Annotated in this window: 16 protein-coding genes; 14 read left to right on the top strand and 2 right to left on the bottom strand. The window is 63.8% G+C overall.

Features of this window, described 5'->3' with window-relative positions; translation table 11 throughout:
- Window positions 1-112: 112 nt before the first annotated feature.
- The 12 genes from DV532_RS12580 (at window position 113) to DV532_RS12525 (ending at window position 12,338) form a co-directional block, all read left to right on the top strand.
- Window positions 113-1,069 carry an AraC family transcriptional regulator gene (locus DV532_RS12580; protein WP_056804279.1) on the top strand — a complete coding sequence of 319 codons (957 nt, stop codon included), beginning with the start codon at window positions 113-115 and terminating at the stop codon, window positions 1,067-1,069.
- A gap of 221 nt (window positions 1,070-1,290) precedes the next feature.
- The gene (gene benA / locus DV532_RS12575; RefSeq protein ID WP_056804282.1) at window positions 1,291-2,649 is read left to right on the top strand and encodes a benzoate 1,2-dioxygenase large subunit; all 1,359 of its coding nucleotides are present in this window, start codon (window positions 1,291-1,293) and stop codon (window positions 2,647-2,649) included.
- Entirely contained in the window at window positions 2,646-3,131 is a 486-nt protein-coding gene (gene benB, locus DV532_RS12570; RefSeq protein ID WP_056804285.1) for a benzoate 1,2-dioxygenase small subunit, read from the top strand. The genes benA and benB overlap by 4 nt, the downstream gene beginning before the upstream one ends.
- A 72-nt stretch (window positions 3,132-3,203) precedes the next feature.
- A complete protein-coding gene (gene benC, locus DV532_RS12565; RefSeq protein ID WP_056804287.1) occupies window positions 3,204-4,214 on the top strand; it encodes a benzoate 1,2-dioxygenase electron transfer component BenC in 1,011 nt (336 codons plus the stop codon).
- A 149-nt stretch (window positions 4,215-4,363) separates the two neighbouring features.
- Window positions 4,364-5,125, top strand: coding sequence for a 1,6-dihydroxycyclohexa-2,4-diene-1-carboxylate dehydrogenase (locus DV532_RS12560; RefSeq protein WP_056804290.1), 762 nt, complete (start codon window positions 4,364-4,366; stop codon window positions 5,123-5,125).
- Window positions 5,126-5,182: 57 nt separating this feature from the next.
- Window positions 5,183-6,532, top strand: a complete 1,350-nt coding sequence (locus DV532_RS12555) for an aromatic acid/H+ symport family MFS transporter (protein WP_056804293.1) — start codon at window positions 5,183-5,185, stop codon at window positions 6,530-6,532.
- 30 nt (window positions 6,533-6,562) lie between these two features.
- Window positions 6,563-7,477: a catechol 1,2-dioxygenase gene (gene catA, locus DV532_RS12550; protein ID WP_056804296.1), complete on the top strand. Its 915-nt coding sequence runs from the start codon at window positions 6,563-6,565 to the stop codon at window positions 7,475-7,477.
- Window positions 7,478-7,575: 98 nt separating this feature from the next.
- Entirely contained in the window at window positions 7,576-8,775 is a 1,200-nt protein-coding gene (locus tag DV532_RS12545; protein WP_056804298.1) for a benzoate/H(+) symporter BenE family transporter, read from the top strand.
- 54 nt (window positions 8,776-8,829) lie between these two features.
- Window positions 8,830-10,080 carry an OprD family porin gene (locus DV532_RS12540; RefSeq protein ID WP_056804302.1) on the top strand — a complete coding sequence of 417 codons (1,251 nt, stop codon included), beginning with the start codon at window positions 8,830-8,832 and terminating at the stop codon, window positions 10,078-10,080.
- An 80-nt stretch (window positions 10,081-10,160) separates the two neighbouring features.
- Window positions 10,161-11,237 (top strand): metal-dependent hydrolase, encoded by a 1,077-nt coding sequence (locus DV532_RS12535; RefSeq protein WP_056804303.1) that lies wholly within the window; start codon window positions 10,161-10,163, stop codon window positions 11,235-11,237.
- Between the two features lie 3 nt (window positions 11,238-11,240).
- Window positions 11,241-11,933 carry a TraX family protein gene (locus DV532_RS12530; RefSeq protein WP_056804306.1) on the top strand — a complete coding sequence of 231 codons (693 nt, stop codon included), beginning with the start codon at window positions 11,241-11,243 and terminating at the stop codon, window positions 11,931-11,933.
- Window positions 11,934-12,125: 192 nt separating this feature from the next.
- On the top strand, window positions 12,126-12,338 hold the full coding sequence (locus DV532_RS12525) for a cold-shock protein (protein WP_056804309.1): 213 nt from the start codon (window positions 12,126-12,128) through the stop codon (window positions 12,336-12,338).
- A 92-nt stretch (window positions 12,339-12,430) separates the two neighbouring features.
- Here the strand turns inward: DV532_RS12525 and DV532_RS12520 are convergent, their stop codons facing one another.
- Entirely contained in the window at window positions 12,431-13,972 is a 1,542-nt protein-coding gene (locus DV532_RS12520) for an FAD-dependent oxidoreductase (protein ID WP_056804310.1), read from the bottom strand.
- Between the two features lie 199 nt (window positions 13,973-14,171).
- On the bottom strand, window positions 14,172-15,503 hold the full coding sequence (locus DV532_RS12515) for an MFS transporter (RefSeq protein ID WP_056804313.1): 1,332 nt from the start codon (window positions 15,501-15,503) through the stop codon (window positions 14,172-14,174).
- A 163-nt stretch (window positions 15,504-15,666) separates the two neighbouring features.
- On the opposite strand from DV532_RS12515, the gene DV532_RS12510 reads away from it, so the two are divergent.
- Window positions 15,667-16,764: a sugar diacid recognition domain-containing protein gene (locus DV532_RS12510; RefSeq protein ID WP_056804316.1), complete on the top strand. Its 1,098-nt coding sequence runs from the start codon at window positions 15,667-15,669 to the stop codon at window positions 16,762-16,764.
- Between the two features lie 158 nt (window positions 16,765-16,922).
- On the top strand, window positions 16,923-18,062 hold the full coding sequence (locus DV532_RS12505; RefSeq protein ID WP_056804319.1) for a glycerate kinase: 1,140 nt from the start codon (window positions 16,923-16,925) through the stop codon (window positions 18,060-18,062).
- Window positions 18,063-18,068: the final 6 nt, after the last annotated feature.

Genomic DNA, 18,068 nt, shown 5'->3' with positions numbered 1-18,068 from the left:
ACCCACGCGACCCGCGAGTGGCTCGATAGAATAATCGTGACGACTGCAACCACAGCCCACAAGGCTGCAGGTTGCGGCGACCAGAACAATAACGACACCGAGTGCCTTGCCTATGGAAAGCCGCCTGCTGAGCGAGCGCAGTAGCGTGTTTCATCACGCCGACCCTTATGCTGTGTCTGACTATGTCAACCAGCATGTCGGCCAGCATTGCATCGGCTTGTCTCGCACCACTCACCCCCAGGCCAGCCTCAGCCACCGCAAGTTAGCCGAACTCGACCTGTGCCGCATCAGCTACGGCGGCAGCGTGCGCGTTACCTCGCCAGCACTGGAGAGCATTTACCACCTACAGGTGCTGCTCAACGGCAACTGCCTGTGGCGCGGGCACAAGCGTGAGCATCATCTGGTGCCAGGCGAGCTGTTGCTGATAAACCCCGACGACCCGGTTGACCTGACCTACTCGGAAGACTGCGAAAAATTCATCCTCAAAGTGCCTACCCGGCTACTGGATTCGATCTGCGACGAACAGCGCTGGCACCGGCCCGACGGCGGGGTGCGGTTCTTGCGTAACCATTACCGGCTGGATGAGCTGGATGGTTTCGTCAACTTGCTGGCGATGGTGTGCCATGAGGCGGAAGTGAGCGATTCGCTGCCGCGGGTGCAAAGCCATTACAGCCAGATCGTCGCCAGCAAGCTGCTGACGCTGATGAATACCAATATCCGCCGTGAAAGCCTGGGCTCGCCCGGCGCAAGCCTTGAGCGGATCATCGAGCACATTGATCGCAACCTGAAGCTTGAGCTAACCGCCGAAGTGCTGGCGGAACAGGCGTGCATGAGCCTGCGTTCGTTGTATGCGCTGTTTGACCGGCATCTGGGCACCACGCCCAAGCAGTATGTGCGCCAGCGCAAGCTGGAGCAGGTGCATGCTTGCCTGGCCGATGCCCGCTGCGCTGTACGCAGCGTGACCGAACTGGCCATGGACTATGGCTTCCTGCACCTTGGGCGGTTTTCCGAGGTGTATCGCCAGCAGTTTGGCGAACTGCCCTCGGAAACCTTCCGTAATCGGCGCTGAACCGCACCGGCCTCTGCGCGGGCACGCCCGCTCCCACAGCAATTCCCAACGCTTGAGCCTTGCACAATACCTGTGGGAACGGGCGTGCCCGCGCAGAGGCCCTTGAGCCTGCCCCATCAGCCTGCACAAAACGGATAGCACCTCGCACAAACCGGATATTGCCGGCCAATACCAACCCCTAACCTGACCAGGTCTAAACAATAACAAGGGAGACCCTGGCCATGTCCCTGGGATTCGACTACATCAATGCCATGCTCGAGGACGACCGTGAAAAGGGCATCTACCGCTGCAAGCGCGAGATGTTTACCGACCCACGCCTGTTCGACCTGGAAATGAAACACATCTTCGAAGGCAACTGGATCTACCTGGCTCACGAAAGCCAGATCCCCGAGAAAAACGATTTTCTCAGCCTGACCATGGGCCGCCAGCCGGTTTTCATCGCGCGCAACAAGGACGGTGAGCTCAATGCCTTCCTCAACGCTTGCAGCCACCGCGGCGCCATGCTCTGCCGGCACAAGCGCGGCAACCGCTCCAGCTACACTTGCCCGTTCCATGGTTGGACCTTCAACAACAGCGGCAAGCTGCTGAAAGTGAAGGACCCAAGCAACGCCGGTTACCCTGACAGCTTCAACTGCGACGGCTCCCACGACCTGACCAAGGTGGCGCGCTTCGAGTCGTACCGGGGCTTTTTGTTCGGCAGCCTGAATGCCGACGTCAAGCCGCTGGTCGAGCACCTGGGCGAGTCGGCGAAGATCATCGACATGATCGTCGACCAGTCGCCGGAGGGCCTGGAAGTGCTGCGCGGGGCCAGTTCGTACATCTACGAAGGCAACTGGAAGCTCACCGCTGAGAACGGCGCCGACGGCTACCACGTCAGCTCTGTGCACTGGAACTACGCCGCCACCCAAAACCAGCGCAAGCAGCGTGAGGCGGGCGACGAGATCAAGACCATGAGCGCTGGCGCCTGGGCCAAGCAGGGCGGGGGCTTCTACTCCTTCGACCACGGCCACCTGTTGCTGTGGACCCGCTGGGCCAACCCCGAAGATCGCCCGGCCTACGAGCGCCGTGACCAGCTGGCCGCCGACTTCGGCCAGGCCCGCGCCGACTGGATGATCGAGAACTCGCGCAACCTGTGCCTGTACCCGAACGTGTACCTGATGGACCAGTTCAGCTCGCAGATCCGCGTCGCCCGGCCAATTTCGGTGAACAAGACCGAAATCACCATCTACTGCATCGCCCCTAAAGGTGAGAGCGCCGACGCCCGCGCCAAGCGCATTCGCCAGTACGAAGACTTCTTCAACGTCAGCGGCATGGCCACCCCAGATGACCTGGAAGAGTTCCGCTCGTGCCAGACCGGCTATGGTGGCGGCACCGGCTGGAATGACATGTCCCGAGGTGCTACGCACTGGGTGGAAGGCGCCGATGAGGCAGCCAAGGAAATCGAACTCCAGCCGTTGTTGTCTGGCGTGCGTACCGAGGACGAAGGCCTGTTCGTGCTGCAACACAAGTACTGGCAGGACACCATGATCCAGGCCCTCAAGGACGAGCAGCAACTGATCCCTGTGGAGGCCGTGCAATGAGCCTGTATGAAACCGTGCGCGACTTCCTCTACCGCGAAGCGCGCTACCTGGACGACGGCCAGTGGGACCAGTGGCTGGAACTGTATGCCCACGACGCCACCTTCTGGATGCCGAGCTGGGACGATGACGACACCCTCACCGAAGACCCGCAAAGCGAAATCTCGCTGATCTGGTACGGCAACCGTGGCGGCCTGGAAGACCGCGTGTTCCGCATCAAGACCGAGCGTTCCAGTGCGACCGTGCCCGACACCCGCACCTCGCACAACATCAGCAACATCGAGATCGTCGAGCAGAGCGAGGGGCAATGCCAAGTGCGCTTCAACTGGCACACCCTGAGCTTCCGCTACAAGACCACCGACAGTTACTTCGGCAGCAGCTTCTACACCCTCGACCTGCGTGGCGAGCAGCCGCTGATCAAGGCCAAGAAGGTGGTGCTGAAGAACGACTACGTGCGCCAGGTCATCGACATCTACCACATCTGATCCAGGGTTTTGCGAGCGCTGCCCGGTGCGTCCTGCGACGCGCTGTGGCCTGGCTCGCCCGCGAGGTGCAACATGAGCTACCAAATCGCACTGAATTTCGAAGACGGGGTTACCCGCTTCATCGACGCCGCCGGCCATGAAACCGTGGCCGACGCCGCCTACCGCCAAGGCATCAACATACCGCTGGACTGCCGCGACGGCGCCTGCGGTACCTGCAAGTGCAAAGCCGAGTCTGGCCGTTACGACCTGGGCGACAACTTCATCGAAGACGCCCTGAGCGAAGACGAAATTGCCCAAGGCTACGTACTGACCTGCCAGATGCGCGCCGAAAGCGACTGCGTCATCCGCATCCCGGCTTCGTCGCAGCTGTGCAAGACCGAACAGGCCAGTTTCGAGGCCGCCATCAGCGATGTGCGCCAGCTCTCGGCCAGTACCATTGCCCTGTCGATCAAGGGCGAGGCCCTCAGCCGCTTGGCGTTCCTGCCAGGGCAGTACGTCAACCTCAAGGTGCCGGGCAGCGAGCAGAGCCGCGCCTATTCGTTCAGCTCGCTGCAGAAAGACGGTGAAGTCAGCTTCTTGATCCGCAACGTGCCGGGTGGGCTGATGAGCAGCTTTCTGACCAACCTGGCCAAGGCTGGCGACAGCATGAGCCTGGCCGGGCCGCTGGGCAGTTTCTACCTGCGGCCAATCCAGCGCCCATTGCTGCTGCTGGCCGGCGGCACTGGCCTGGCGCCGTTCACGGCGATGCTGGAGAAGATCGCCGAGCAGGGCAGTGAGCACCCGCTGCACCTGATCTATGGCGTGACCAACGACTTCGACCTGGTCGAACTCGACCGCCTGCAAGCGCTGGCAGCGCGCATCCCCAACTTCACCTTCAGCGCCTGCGTGGCCAACCCCGACAGCCAGTACCCGCAGAAGGGCTACGTGACCCAGCACATCGAGCCGCGCCACCTCAACGATGGCGATGTGGATGTGTACCTGTGTGGCCCGCCACCTATGGTCGAGGCGGTGAGCCAGTACGTGCGTGAGCAGGGCATTACCCCGGCCAACTTCTACTACGAGAAGTTCGCGGCTGCGGCCTGATCGCTTCTCTTTATTCCAAGCAATACGCCGACCCTGTGGGAGCGGGCGTGCTCGCGAAGCGGCCAGCAGGTTCAACAACGCTGCCTGGTCGGACGCATTCGCGGGCATGCCCGCTCCCACAGGGACTGTGGCGAACCGGAGAGATGGATATGAACAACCGATTCCAAGGCAAGGTCGCCCTGGTCACCGGTGCCGCCCAGGGCATCGGCCGTGGCGTGTGCTGGCGGCTCAAGTCCGAAGGCGCGCAAGTGGTCGCGGTAGACCGCTCCGAACTGGTCCACGAACTGGCCGGCGAGGGCGTGCTCACGCTCACCGCCGACCTTGAACAACACGCCGACTGCGCCCGAGTCATGGCCTGCGCAGTGGATGCCTTTGGCCGCCTCGACATCCTGGTCAACAACGTGGGCGGCACGATCTGGGCCAAACCCTTCGAACACTATGAAGTGGACCAGATCGAAGCCGAGGTACGCCGCTCGCTGTTCCCCACGCTGTGGTGCTGCCACGCCGCGTTGCCGTACATGCTCGAACGCGGCAGCGGCGCCATCGTCAACGTCTCGTCCATCGCTACCCGCGGCGTCAACCGTGTGCCTTACGGTGCAGCCAAGGGTGGCGTCAACGCCCTTACTGCATGCCTGGCCTTTGAAACGGCTGGCCGTGGCATCCGCGTCAACGCCACCGCGCCTGGCGGCACTGAAGCGCCACCCCGGCGGGTGCCACGCAACAGCGCCGAGCAGACCGAGCAGGAAAAGCACTGGTACCAGCAGATCGTCGACCAAACCCTCGACAGCAGCCTGATGCACCGCTACGGCAGCATCGACGAGCAGGTGGGCGCGATTCTGTTCCTCGCTTCCGACGAAGCCTCGTACATCACCGGCGTAACCCTGCCAGTAGGGGGCGGTGACCTCGGCTGAGCACTACCTGCAGGCAACGAGCTTTCTTTCACAACAAAAACAAGAGTGACAGATGCCATGCGAACCCTTGACGTACACCCGATCATCGATAATGCGCGCTTTACCCCGTTCCACTGGATGGTGATGGCCTGGTGCGGCCTGCTGCTGATCTTCGACGGCTATGACCTGTTCATCTACGGCGTGGTACTGCCGGTCATCATGAAAGAGTGGGGCCTGACCCCGTTGCAGGCCGGTGCGCTGGGCAGCTATGCGCTGTTCGGCATGATGTTCGGCGCCCTGGCATTCGGCAGCTTGGCCGACCGCATTGGGCGCAAGAAGGGTATCGCCATCTGTTTCGCCTTGTTCTCCACAGCGACCATCCTTAACGGCTTTGCCAGCAGCCCCAGCGAGTTTGGCATCTTCCGCTTCATAGCCGGCCTGGGCTGTGGCGGCCTGATGCCCAATGCCGTGGCGCTAATGAACGAATACGCCCCCAAGCGCCTGCGCAGCACCTTGGTGGCGATCATGTTCAGCGGTTACTCGCTAGGCGGCATGCTTTCAGCGGGCGTGGGCATTTTCATGCTGCCGCGTTTTGGCTGGGAATCGATGTTCTTCGCCGCTGCGGTGCCGCTGCTGCTGTTGCCGGTGATTCTCTACTACCTGCCCGAGTCGATCGGTTTTCTGGTGCGCCAGGGCCGTACCGAAGAAGCGCGCAAGCTGCTCAAGCGGCTGGACCCGGGCTGTGACGTGCAGGCCGATGACCTACTGACCGCCCCTGTGGGGGCGGGCTCGTCCCGCGACAGGGCCGGCAAATTCACCGCTGTTGCCGAGCTGTTCCGCAACGGCCTGGCCATTCGCACCCTGGCGCTGTGGCTGGCGTTTTTCTGCTGCCTGCTGATGGTCTATGCGCTCAGCTCCTGGCTGCCAAAACTGATGGCCAACGCCGGCTACAGCCTGGGATCGAGCCTGTCGTTCCTGCTGGCGCTGAACTTCGGCGGCATGGCCGGGGCGATTCTGGGGGGCTGGTTGGGCGATCGCTACAACCTGGTCAAGGTCAAGGTGGCGTTCTTCATCGCCGCCGCGCTGTCGATCAGCCTGCTGGGGGTCAACAGCCCGATGCCGGTGCTGTACCTGCTGATCTTCATTGCCGGTGCCACCACCATCGGCACGCAGATCCTGCTGTATGCCGGTGCGGCGCAGATGTACGGGCTGTCGGTGCGCTCCACCGGCCTGGGCTGGGCCTCGGGCATCGGCCGCAACGGTGCCATCGTCGGCCCGCTGCTGGGCGGGGCACTGATGGGCATCAACCTGCCCCTGCAACTCAATTTCATCGCCTTCGCCATCCCTGGCGCAATCGCCGCACTGGCCATGGCTGTGCACCTGGCCAGTGGCCGGCGGCATGCCCAGGCGATTGCGGCGCAGGCGTAAACCCAGAAAAACAACATGAGGTAAGCCCACATGACCGTGAAGATTTCCCACACTGCCGAGGCACAGCAATTCTTCGAGCAGGCCGCAGGCTTTGGCAACGATGCCGGTAACCCGCGCCTGAAGCGCATTGTGCAGCGCCTGCTGCAGGACACCGCCCGGCTGATCGAAGACCTGGAAATCAGCGAAGACGAGTTCTGGCACGCCGTCGACTACCTCAACCGCCTGGGCGCGCGTGGCGAGGCCGGGCTGCTGGTGGCAGGGCTGGGCATCGAGCACTTCCTCGACTTGTTGCAGGATGCCAAGGACGAGCAGGCCGGGCTGGTCGGTGGTACCCCGCGCACCATCGAAGGCCCGTTATACGTGGCCGGTGCGCCCATCGCTGAAGGTGAGGTGCGCATGGATGACGGCAGCGAGGAGGGGGTAGCCACTGTCATGTACCTGGAGGGCCAGGTGCTCGACCCGCAAGGCCAGCCGCTGGCAGGGGCCACGGTCGACCTGTGGCATGCCAACACCCGTGGCACCTACTCGTTCTTCGACCAGAGCCAGTCCGAGTACAACCTGCGCCGGCGCATCGTCACCGACGCTGAAGGGCGCTATCGGGCGCGTTCCATCGTGCCGTCGGGCTATGGCTGCGATCCGCAGGGGCCAACCCAGGAGTGCCTGGACCTGCTGGGCCGCCATGGCCAGCGCCCGGCGCATGTGCACTTCTTCATCTCGGCACCGGGGTACCGGCACTTGACCACGCAGATCAACCTGGCCGGGGACAAGTACCTGTGGGATGACTTTGCCTATGCCACCCGCGATGGGCTGGTGGGCGAGGTGGTGTTTGTCCACGGTGAGGCGGGGCGGCATGCCGAGTTGAAGTTCGACTTCCAGTTGCAGCAGGCCCAAGCCGGTGCGGCTGAGCAGCGCAGTGGGCGACCGCGGGCTTTGCAGGAGGCCTGATACACCGCGTTGCCTTTTTCGCGGGCTTGCCCGCGAAGAAGGCAACACAAGAACAAGAGCCAGCCACCAAGGCCGGCCGCTGCCTTGCGAGAAGCGTCATGAAAACCCTGATCAAGGACTGCTCCCTATCAGCCATCGTCGCCGGTTGCATCGCCACGATGATCTCCTACGCCGGCCCCTTGGTGATCATCTTCCACGCCGCCGAGGCCGCCGGCCTGTCCCACCAACAGTTGTCTTCCTGGGTCTGGGCAGTGTCCATGGGTAGCGCCGTGCTCGGTGCGCTGCTCAGCCTGCGCTACCGGGTACCGGTCGTGATCGCCTGGTCCATCCCCGGTTCGGCGCTGCTGGTCAGCGCTTTGCCGCAACTCGGCCTGGAACAGGCCGTGGGTGCCTATCTGGTGGCCAACCTGGTCTTGCTGCTGATCGGCATCAGCGGGGCCTTCGACCGCATCATCGCGCGCCTGCCGGGCTCCATTGCCGCCGGCATGCAGGCCGGCATCCTGTTCAGCTTCGGCACCGAAGTGTTTCGTGCTTTGCCGGCACAGCCGCTGCTGGTACTGGCGATGTTCGTCACCTACGTGCTGATGCGCCGGGTACAGCCGCGCTACGCCGTGGCGGCGGTGCTGTGCGTGGGTACCGTGGTGACCGTCGCCAGTGGTGCATTGCGCAGCGAGGCGTTGGTGCTGGAACTGGCGTCGCCACAGTGGATTACCCCGCAGTTCAGCCTGTCGGCGGTGTTCAGCCTGGCACTGCCAATGGTGCTGGTGGCCCTGACCGGGCAGTTCATGCCGGGCATGGCGGTGCTGCGCAGTGCCGGTTACCCCACGCCGGCCAGCCCGATCATCAGCGCCAGCGCCTTGGCAGGTGCCGTGCTGGCGCCGTTCGGTTGCCACGGGCTGAACCTGGCTGCGGTAACCGCCAGCCTGTGCACTGGCCATGAAGCCCATGAAAACCCCCGGCGGCGCTATGTCGCGGCGCTTGCCGGCAGTGCGCTGTACCTGCTGCTGGGGATTGCCGGGGCCACGCTGATGTCGCTGTTCGCCGCGTTCCCCGCGGCACTGATTGCTGCCCTGGCCGGGTTGGCCCTGTATGGCGCCATCAGCGAGGCCCTGGCCCGCAGCCTGGCCGAGCCGGCCGAGCGCGATGCCGGGTTGTTCACCTTCCTGGTCACCGCTTCGGGGGTGGCCTTCCTTGGCCTGTCGGCAGCGTTCTGGGGCTTGCTGTTCGGCCTGCTGGCCCATGCGCTGCTCAAGCTACGCCCGTCACGGGCCGGGGAGGTGCTGCGCCGGGCCCCATGAACTGCCGTACTTCCAACGCTTTACCCATAAAAACAAGATCAAGAGAGCTTCGGAATGAACCACACCCCTTGCGTCGCCCTAGGCCTGACTTTGCTCAGCCAACCGTTGCTGGCCGCCGAAGGCGGTTTCTTCGAGGATTCGAAGGCCAGCCTGAGCGCCCGTAACTACTACTTCAGCCGCGATTTCTCCGACATTGTCGGGGCTAACCAGCAATCCAAGGCCGAGGAGTGGGCCCAGGGTTTCATCCTCGATTTCAAGTCGGGCTACACCCCGGGCACGCTCGGCTTTGGCGTGGATGCCCTGGGCTTGCTGGGCATCAAGCTCGACAGCAGCCCCGACCGCACCAACACCGGCCTGTTGCCGGTGCACGGCGATGGCCGCGCTGCCGACGAGTACAGCCGCCTGGCGCCCACCTTCAAGGCCCGTCTGTCGAAGACCGAATTGCGTGTTGGCGAACTGCAGCCGAACCTGCCAGTGCTGACCTTCAGCGACATCCGCCTGCTGCCGCCGACCTACCAAGGCGCCAGCCTGAGCATGGCGGAAATTGCCGGGCTGACCGTGCAGGCCGGGCACCTGAGCAGCACTCACCTGCGCAACGAAGGCGGCGACGGCAAGATGAACGCGATGCTCGGCCATGTGCCGATGCGCCAGGCCGACAGTGATGCCTTCAACTACATGGGCGGCGATTACGCGTTCAATGCCAACCAGAGCAGTGTCAGCCTGTGGTACGGGCAGTTGCAGGACATCTACCAACAAGGCTTTGTCGGCCTCAAACACAGCAAGCCAATGGGCGACTGGGTGCTGAGCGCCAACCTGGGCTATTTCACCGCGCGCGAGGATGGCGATGCGTTGCTCGGCAACATCGACAACCAGGCGTTGTTCTCGGTGTTCACCGCCCGCCATGGTGGGCACAGCGTGCATGTCGGCTACCAGGGCATTTACGGCGAAAGCCCGTTCCCACGGGTATTCGCCAACGTCTCGCCGCTGGGTAACGAAGTGCCCACCTATGAGTTCGCCTACACCGACGAACGCTCTTACCAAGTGCGTTACGACTACAACTTCGCGGCCATGGGGGTACCGGGGCTGACCGCGACCCTGCGCTATATCACCGGTAACAATGTCGATACCGGTCAGGGTTATGAAGGGCGTGATCGTGAGCGTGACCTTGACCTCGGCTATGCGGTGCAGAGCGGGGTGCTGAAGGGGCTGGGGATCCGGGTGCGCAACGCCATGGCCCGGTCCAACTACCGCAGTGACATCGACGAGAACCGCGTGACGCTGGTGTACACCTGGCAGCTGTTCTAGATCACCCTCAGGTGCAGAGAATTGCGTATCAGGGTTAGATAAGGGTAGCTTCCAGAGACCCCGTCTTCAGGAATGCTACCTTGGACTCCATTACCCAAGCCGTTCTCGGCGCCGCCTTGCAAGGTAGCGTGCTCGGGCGCATCCAAGGCCGCCGATCGCTGTTGTATGGCGCGGCACTGGCCACGCTCCCCGACCTGGATGTGATCATTCGCTACGCCGACCCGGTGTCGCAGATGACCTACCATCGCGGCTTTTCCCACTCACTGTTGGTGCTCACCGGGCTGGCCTGGCTGCTGGCCTGGTTGGTCAACACATGCTGGCCTGGCAAGGGCTACACCGTGCCCAGGCTGTTCCTGGCGTTCTGGCTGGTACTGATCACGCACCCGCTGCTCGACGCCTTCACGGTCTACGGCACACAGCTGTTGTGGCCGCTGCAGAGCACACCGCAAAGCTGGGCTGCAGTGTTCATCATCGACCCGGTCTACACCTTGCCGCTACTGGCGGCAGTCATCTACGCAAGCGTCACAGGCATCACGCTCAAGAGCACGCGGCTACTGACCTTGGCTCTGCTATTCAGCACGGCCTACCTGGGTTTTGGCCTGGCCGGGCGCATGGCGGCCGAGCAGCGCTTTCAGGCGGCGCTAGACCAGCAAGGTATCGCCGTCAGCCAGCTCCGCGCCGTGCCGATCGCCTTCAACAGCTTGGTCTGGCGAGTGCTGGCCAAGACCCCGGATGGCGACTATTACGAAGGCATCAGCAGCGGCTTTGACCAACAAATGCCAGAGATGCAGCGGTTGCCACGCCACCTGGAACTGGCGCATGCACTGGCCGGTAGCCCGCTGCACCAGCGCTTGCGTTGGTTTACCGATGACTGGCTGCGTTACGACCAGATTGGCGATGCGCTGGTGGTCAGCGACCTACGTATGGGCATTCCTGGGAACTACACGTTTCGCTTCAACATGGCCCACCGCGACAGCCAGGGGCACTGGATTGCCGATGTGCCGACAGTGTGGCAGGGCGCCGGGCCTAGGTCGATGTTCAATGGCGACGACTTGGTGCTGATCTGGCGGCGTATCGTCGACCAGCAGCCGCCTTTGCCGCTGGCTGTGTGGACCAACCGCTACCTGGGCGTCAGCGCGGCCGAGCGCGGGCGCTAAGGCATGCGCTCGGCCGGTTTGGACCTGGTCAAGTGGACGGCGATGCTGACCATGGTGGCCGACCACCTTCGTTTTGTGTGGCCACATGCTGAAGGCCTGTTCGTGCTTGGCCGGCTGGCGTTTCCGCTGTTTTGCCTGGCGATAGCGGTGAACGTGGGACGCGCCAGGGCAGGGGCGCTGTATACCCGCGCTCATGTGCGCTATGTGGGGCTAATGCTGCTATTCGCAGTGCTGTCGGAGCCGGTGTATCGATGCCTCGACAGTGGCTCGTCAACCTTCAGCGTCATGCCGACGCTGGTGTTGGGTTTGCTGGTTGCCTGGGGGGGGCATCATCCATTGATGTCGGCGCGAGTGCTAGGCGCAGCTGGGTTGCTCGCAGGGTGGGTGTTCAGTGAACAGCTGATGTACGGATTGCCTGGGGTGATGCTGCCGGGCGCCTGGCTGATGGCACGCCGGCAGGGTGGTGCGACCTGGCTGCTGCCTGGCCTGCTGGCCATGGGCGGGAACCTGACCAATAACTGGTTGCTGGCACACCTATTGGCGCCCATTACCCTGCTGACGCTGATGGCGGCCGCGTTGGCGGTGCCGCTTGGCGAGCGGTTGTTGCGTCATGATGATTGGCGGCTGCCTGCGGTGGGGCGCTGGGGTTACCTGTTCTACCCAGTGCATTTGCTGGTGATCAAAACGTTGGTTTGACCGGTTAAAAGCCAATCGAAGGTCCCTGCAATCGGCACATCCAGGTTGTTAACGGCGTACAGGGGTATTGGTAAAACTGCCAGTGGCTAGATTGCCCCATATCGCCCACTCTATAGTGTGTGCAGGCCGGTCGATCAACCTGGCCTCACGCTCCGCGCAAATCGCATTTATTAGCATTCGAGGATTCAGAGCATGTCCAACAGACAATCCGGAACGGTCAAATGGTTCAACGATGAGAAGGGGTTTGGTTTTATCACCCCGGACGGCGGTGGCGATGACCTTTTCGTTCACTTCAAAGCCATTGAATCGGACGGTTTCAAGTCGCTGAAAGAGGGCCAGAAGGTTTCTTTCGTCGCTGAAAAAGGACAGAAAGGCCTGCAGGCCGCGCAGGTGCGTCCAGAGTAGTTCTAGCATTGGGCCTGTATGAACCGTGTCAGCGCAAGCGCGGACGCAGTTCGTACAGGCCCTTGCTCATTTCATCAGGCACAGGGCGCTACCTACGCCTTGAAAGTCGGTCCTAAGCTGACGAGCGCCAAAGCCTCCTGCAGGCTCATTGGGCGCTTCATACGCTGTGACAGCGTCGCCATCGCATCGCAATAGCCCTGGGCGATGACTGCTTCGACCCGCTCATCCACGCATTGCAGGGCAATGAAGTCGCCTGTTTCCGGCTCGCCGACGAACTCGATACGGTTCCAGTCCCGCGCGTGGCCCAGTACTTCGTAGGTGCGGCCGTGCTGGTAGGTCCAGAAAAACGGCACGTCTGCGTAGCGGCGCTGTTCGCCAAGCATGTTGGCAGCGGCGATCACCCCGTGCTGCTGGGCCAGGCGCCAGTGCTCGATGCGCACGGGGCGCCCGCCAAGCGGGAAGGTGGCGATATCACCCGCGGCCCACAGGCCATCTGCAGCGCGCATTTCGGCATCGACTTGCACCGATTTGTCTTCGGTTAGCAAAACACCCTGGATAAACGCGGTCGCTGGTTCTACCCCGGTGCCCAACAGCACCAGCGACGTCTGCAGGCGTTCACCGTTGGCCAGCAGCACGGCTTCAACCTTGCCCTGGCCTTCGATGCGCTGGACCTCGGTGGGGCCGTGGAAGGTGGCCCCCTTGCGTTGGTGCAACGCGCGGATGCTACGGCCGATGCGTTCGCCCAGCTGCCGGGCCAGGGGGACTGCGTGGCGAGTGACCAAGTGCACCTGCGCGCCGTACTTGCGCAAGGCCGAGGCGGCTTCCAGGCCGATGAAGCCATCGCCGACAATCACGACCGGCTGGCCGGGTTCGGCAGCATCCAGTAGCTGCGCGGCATCTTCCCGGGAGCGCAGGGTGAACACACCGGGCAGCTCGACACCTGGGATATCAGGCCGCAGCGGCTTGCCGCCGGTGGCCAGCAGGCAGGCGTCGTAGTCGAACTGCTGGCCGTCAGCCAAGGTTACCTGGCGTTTCTGGCTGTTCAGTGTGCGCACCTTGCCGTGTTTGCGCTCTAGCCGGCCCTTGCGCAGGGTGTCGGCGCCGAGCAGGGCGGGCACTTCATCGGGCGGCATCTGCCCGGCGATCACGAATTTGCTCAGCGACGTACGGTCGTAGGCTGGCTGGCGTTCCTGATCGACCCACACCAGCCGGCCAGCGAAGCCATGGGCCAGCAGGGTGGCGACGGCGGCGCTGCCGGCAGCACCGGCGCCGAGCACCACGAAGCAGCGGGCATCGCTGTGCCTGGGCGGCTCGATGGCTGGCAGGGGCTGGTCGTCGACCCAGACTTCATCGCCTTGGACCCAAGCCTTGTAGCGGCGCAGGTCGGCCAGCGCCGGCGGCTCGCAGACCGCGCCCTCGTCCACGGCGAATGCAGCCTTGTGCCACGGGCACACCAGCAGCCCCCCGCAGACCACGCCCTCATCGAGTGGCGCACCAGCATGCGGGCAATTGCCTTGGTAGGCGTGCACCTGGTCGCCCTGGCGGATGAGGATGAGTTCTTCGCTGCCGGCCTGGACGCGCAGCGGGCGGTGTTCATCAAGTTGGGCCAGGCGGGCCACGGCGTGCTGGGTCATGGGGGTCTCCAAAAAGGGCCTTTGGAACCATTTGACGCCTGGGCTGGGGCGGGGGGGCGTTGAGCTGACGATCGGAAGGGGAAGGCAGTTTTTGTGTGGCTTAGGCTGGCCACTTCGCGGCTGAACCCGCTCCCACAGGTTTGGCGCTGGCCTTGAAACCTGCGCTGTCCCTGGGGAGCGGCGTTACCCGCGAATGGGCTCAATTGGCCCGGGCAGCAGTACTCAGCGCACCGGCACGCGTCACGCGCAACGCCACCAGGCTACCCAGCACGATCAACGCTGCCAGCGAATACAGCGCAGCATCGGTGGAGCCGGTCTGGTCCTTGATGAAACCGACCAGGTACGGGCTGAGGAAACCGGCCATCTGGCCCACCGAGTTGATGATTGCCAGACCCGCCACCGCCGCACCGGCGCTGAGCAGCGCGGTAGGCATCGGCCAGAACATCGGCAAGCCGGTGAGGGCGCCCATGGTGGCGATCGACAAGCCGAGAATGGCAAGGGGCGGGTTGCCGGCGAAGTTCACCGCGATCAGCAAGCCGATGGCCCCCATCAGCATCGGCACCACAAGGTGCCAGCGGCGCTCGTTGCGCAGGTCGGCCGAACGCCCGCAGAGGATCATGAACACGCCGGCCAGCAGGTACGGAATGGCGCTGAGCCAGCCGATCAGCAGCGGGTTGTCGAAGCCCATGCTCTTGATGATCGACGGCAACCAGAAGTTGATCGCGTACACGCCGCTCTGGATGCAAAAGTAGACGAAGCCGAAGGTCCAGATCAGCGGGTTGGTCAGCACCGCGAGCACACCGTCGCCAGTGGTACTTGGCTTGCTGGCAGCATCGGCGTCGAGGTCAGCGGCAAGCAACTGGCGTTCGGCTGGGCTCAGCCAGGCGGCTTTCTGGTAGCCGTCACTGAGCAGGAACACCGCCAGTGCCCCCAGAGCAACGGTTGGCAGGCCCTGGATGAGGAACATCCATTGCCAGCCGGCCAGGCCGTGCTGGCCGGCGGCGAAGTGCTGCAGGATCCAGCCGGAGAACGGCCCGCCAAGCAAGCCCGATACCGGGATCGCTGACATGAACAGGGCCATGATGCGGCCGCGACGGGCCGCCGGGAACCAGCGCGACAGGTACAGCACCACGCCTGGGAAGAAGCCGGCTTCGGCAGCGCCGGTCAGCAGGCGCAGGGCGTAGAACTCGGTGGGCGTGGTGACGAACAGCAGGCAGGTGGAGAGGCTGCCCCAGGCGATCATCATCAGCGCGATCCAGCGCCGTGGGCCGAAGCGGTTGAGCGCCAGGTTGCTTGGCAGGCCGCAGAGCACATAGCCGATGAAGAAGATGCCAGCGCCAAGGCCGTACACCGTTTCGCTGAATTTCAGCGCGTCGAGCATCTGCAACTTGGCAAAGCCGACGTTGACGCGGTCCAGGTAGTTGAACAGGTAGCAGATGAAAATGAACGGAATCAACCGCAAGGTGACGCGCCGGTACAGCGCGTTGCGGGTGGTGTCCGTGCCTTGGTCAGGGGCGGGGCTGTGTGCCATGATCGGGTTCTCTGTTGTTATGGTTATCACCGCGTCGCCTGTGCCGGCGCTCGCCCTGACGAGTCTCGGCGACCTCAGCGTGCCTGTCTTTGTGCTTTTGCACAGCGTGTCGGGCAAGCTGCTGTGCCCGAGCCCAAAAGCCTAACACCCAAAGGACCGTTCAATGTTCGAACTCGACCATGACCTGGCACAGGATATCGTTGACCGGGCGATGGCCATTCTGCCGTGCAACGTCAATGTCATGGACAACCAAGGGTTGATCCTTGGCAGTGGCGAACCGGAGCGCATCAACACCCGTCACGAGGGGGCGCAACTGGTCCTGGCCAACGGCCGGATCGTCGAGCTGGACAGCGACGCAGCCAAATGCCTGAAAGGCGTGCAACCGGGGGTGAACCTGCCGTTGATGCTCGATGGCCGGCTGATGGGTGTACTGGGCCTGACCGGCGACCCACAGCAGCTGCGTACCTTTGGCGAACTGGTGCGCATGACCGCAGAAATGCTGCTGGCCCAGCGCCATTTGCAAGCAGACCAGCAATGGCGGCGGCAGCGCTGCGATGACTTGCTGGCGCTACTTTTGGGGGGCAGTGGCGATTCCCCGCGGCTGCTTGACGAAGCCCGCCAACTGGGGCTGAAACCCCAGCTACACAGGGTGCCGTGCTTGTTCGAACTGGCCTCTGGGGCACCCGCCGAGGCGCTGTCTGCCTGGTTGATGAGCCGTTATCCGGACAGTTGGTGCGTCAGCCCCGCGCGCCAGTCATTGCTGTGGTGCCGCCCCGCTGGCGTGGCGCTGGACGAACCGCGCCTGCTGGAGCGCCTGCAACGCCATGGTTGGGTGGTGGAGCGCTTGGCGCTGGGCAGTGCGGCGCAAAGCCTGGAGCAATTGCGCCGGGGCTACCGCCGGGTACGCGACTTGTTGGCTTATGGCCGTGAGGTGCTGCCTGGCGAACGCCTGCTCAGCCTGCAGCGCTACCGGTTGCCCGCGCTGTTGTGGCGGCACCGCAACGATGATGCGCTGGATGAGCTGCTGGAGCCGTTGCAGCGCATTCGCGCCAAGGACAGCAGCGGCCAGTTGCTCACCACCCTGCGCACCTGGTGTGCGCATGACGGTCAAAGCCAGGCCTGTGCCGATGCCCTGGGCATTCACCGCAACAGCCTGCGCTACCGCCTGGAGCGGATTGCCGAGCTGGGCGAGGTCGACCCTCTGCGCATGGAAGGCATGCTTAGCTTGTACCTGGGGTTGCAGTTGCTGCCCGCTGACTGATTTTCAGGCTGACACGTTCTTTGTCGGGCCCCCAAGGAGCATGATCGTAGGCGAAAAGGCATTTGCCCAAACAACCCCGCCAGCGTTTTGTGCATTCGACCGAGGCCACCTGCGCAGCCACCTGTCAGCATGCCGCTCATCAGGACAGGAGAATCCCCATGAAGATCGTCATCGCCCCCGATTCGTTCAAGGACAGCCTCGACGCTGCCGGTGTCGCCCGTGCCGTCGCAGCGGGCTTGGGCGAGGCCTGGCCTGAGGCGCAGCTGGTCGAATGCCCAATGGCCGACGGTGGCGAAGGCACCATGCAGGCCATTCTTGCCGCCAGCCACGGTGAACTGCGCCGCCAAACCGTGCGTGGGCCGCTGGGGCAAAGCGTCGAAGCTGGCTGGGGCTGGTTGCCACAAAGCCGCACGGCGATCATCGAAATGGCCGAAGCCAGTGGCCTGCAATTGGTGCCGACGGGGCTGCGCGATGCCTGCCGCAGCAGCACGTGGGGCACCGGCGAGCTCATTGCCGCCGCCTTGGCCGCCGGCGCGCAACGGGTGGTGCTGGCAATCGGCGGCAGCGCCACCAACGACGCCGGCAGCGGCATGTTACGGGCGCTGGGCCTGCGCCTGCTGGATGCAGACGGGCAAGCGCTGGAAGAGGGCGGCCTGGCCCTTACCAGGCTGGCGCGCATCGATGCCAGCGACCTCGACCCGCGCCTGGCCGAGGTGCAGTTCGAAGTCGCTGCCGACGTTGATAACCCGCTGTGCGGGGCCAATGGCGCATCGGCAATCTTCGGCCCACAAAAGGGCGCCAACCCGCAGCAGGTGCAGGCGCTGGAGCAGGCGCTGGGGCATTTTGCCGACCATTGTGCGCAACTGCTGGGCGAGGATGTGCGGGACCACCCTGGCTGTGGCGCTGCCGGTGGCATGGGCTTTGCGGCCCGGGCGTTCATGGGCGCGCAGTTCCGCCCTGGAGTGGACGTGGTGGCCGAGTTGGCCGGGCTGGACGCCTTGGTACAGGGCGCGGACCTGGTGGTAACCGGCGAGGGGCGCTTCGATGCCCAGACCCTGCGGGGCAAGACACCGATGGGCGTGGCCCGGATTGCCAAGCGCCATGGGGTGCCGGTAGTGGTGCTGGCTGGGACCTTGGGTGAGGGTTATCAGCAGCTGTATACCCATGGGGTAAATGCCGCCTTTGCCTTGGCCAGTGGGCCGATGAGCCTGGAACAAGCGTGTGCCAATGCTGCCGAACTGCTGCAAGCGCGGGCTGGTGACATTGGGCGCTTGTGGCGCTGCGCAACGCGAACTTGAGTGAGA

The sequence above is a fragment of the Pseudomonas sp. Leaf58 genome, from assembly GCF_003627215.1.
GTDB lineage: Bacteria > Pseudomonadota > Gammaproteobacteria > Pseudomonadales > Pseudomonadaceae > Aquipseudomonas.
The sequence above is the reverse complement of the archived record's forward strand: the minus strand, read 5'-3'. Positions and strand labels throughout refer to the sequence as shown.